General features: G+C 68.6%; 1 pseudogene. It reads left to right on the top strand.

Annotation, left to right across the window (positions count from 1 at the left end):
* Nucleotides 1-299 precede the first annotated feature (299 nt).
* Nucleotides 300-1,531 (top strand): annotated as a pseudogene (locus AB0J67_RS40920) (IS701 family transposase).
* The last annotated feature ends 220 nt before the right edge of the window (nucleotides 1,532-1,751 follow it).

Below are 1,751 nucleotides of genomic sequence, written 5' to 3'. Positions count from 1 at the left end.
GCGGTCGTGGTGAACGTGACGATGGCCGCCGCGGGCTGCGGCACCAGCAGCACGCCGGCGGCGACCAGCGGCACCCGAGCTCCTTGGCCAACTGCGAGACGGGCCGGTCCTTCAACCGGGCCAGCTCGACTGCCCTCTGACGGAACTCGGCCGGGTGTGGTGCGGGCATTCGGACTCCTTCCCCGGGTGACAGTGTCACCTCAGGATCGGTATCCGGAGAACCGGGTCAAGCTCATAGTGCTTTGTTGGGTCGGCGTGTCGTAGGGGTCGCTGAGGGCTGGCGGTAGTGTCATGTCCCGGTGACCCCTCACGAGCTTTCGGTTGTGCGTCAACGGTTGGAGACGTTCGCCGAGGACGTGTTCGCCCCTGTGGTCCGCTCCGATCGGCGGGCTAAAGGGCAGCTGTACTTGCGTGGGCTGCTGCTGGACGGGCGACGCAAGTCGATGCAGCCGATGGCCGCCCGGCTGGGAGTCGACCATCAGGGGTTGCAGCAGTTCGTGACGACCTCGACGTGGGATCCGGTGGCGGTGCGGCAGCGGCTTGCCCGCCGCGCGGTCGAGGTCGTCGCACCGGATGCGTGGGTCATCGACGACACCGGGTTCCCCAAGGACGGCACCGAGTCGCCGTGCGTGTCCCGGCAGTACTCCGGCACCCTGGGCAAGGTGGGCAACTGCCAGATCGGCGTGAGCGTGCACACGGCCGGCGACGGCGCATCATGCCCCTTGGACTGGCGGCTGTTCGTGCCCCAGGCATGGGACGACACCGCGACCGCCGACCCGGACATCGCGGCCCAGGTCACCGCCAGGCGACGGCGCTGCGCTATACCTGAGACCGAACGTCATCGCCCGAAGTGGCAGATGGCGATCGAGATGCTCGACGAACTGGCCGCGTGGGGCCTGCGCCCACCGGTCGTGGCCGCTGACGGCGGCTACGGCGACAACGCGCACTTCCGACAGGCCCTGGCCGAACGCGAAATCGGCTACGTCGTCCAGGTCAAAGGTGACGCCACCGCGCATCCGGCCGACGCCCGCCCGGGTACTCGGGTCTCGGGCCGCGTCCCAAGCCGCGCTACCGCACCAAGCCGGTCAGCCTCGCCGAGCATGTCCAGGCCGCCGGCCGCGCCGGGGCGCGAGCCATCGAGTGGCGCGAGGGTTCCAAAGGCCGGATGTCGTCGAAGTTCGTGCTGCTGCGGGTCCGGGTGGCCGGGCGTCGCCCGCGCCTGGCCATGGCCGACGACGGCACCATCGGTCTGACCTGGCTGATCGCCCAGTGGCCCGACGATGAGGCAGCGCCGGTCAAGTACTGGCTGTCGAACCTGCCCGACGACACCGACCCGGCCACGCTCGTCCGGCTGGGCAAGATCCGATGGCGGATCGAACACGACTACCGCGAACTCAAGACCGGCCTCGGCCTGGACCACTTCGAGGGCCGGTCGTTCACCGGCTGGCACCGCCACGTCACCCTCGTCACCGCCGCGCACCTGTTCATCACCACGCTGCGCCAAGACCCAAAAGCGGCTGCGCCGGCCTGACCCTCTACAAGGTCATCGGCGAGATCCAGCTACTCCTCGCCACCTGGACCGGCGCCTGCCCCACCTGCCGACGAAAGATCAGAACCGCCCGCCGCAAACGCCGACCACCAACCTAACAAAGCACTACTAGTGTCCTGAGTCCGTAGTTTCCTGTTAGTTCCGGTATGGGTGATGGTCGTGGGCCGAAGCTCGCGCTGCTGGAGTTGACCGAGGTCGAGCG

This window comes from Catellatospora sp. NPDC049609, from assembly GCF_040675365.1.
Classification (GTDB): domain Bacteria; phylum Actinomycetota; class Actinomycetes; order Mycobacteriales; family Micromonosporaceae; genus Catellatospora.
The sequence above is the reverse complement of the archived record's forward strand: the minus strand, read 5'-3'. Positions and strand labels throughout refer to the sequence as shown.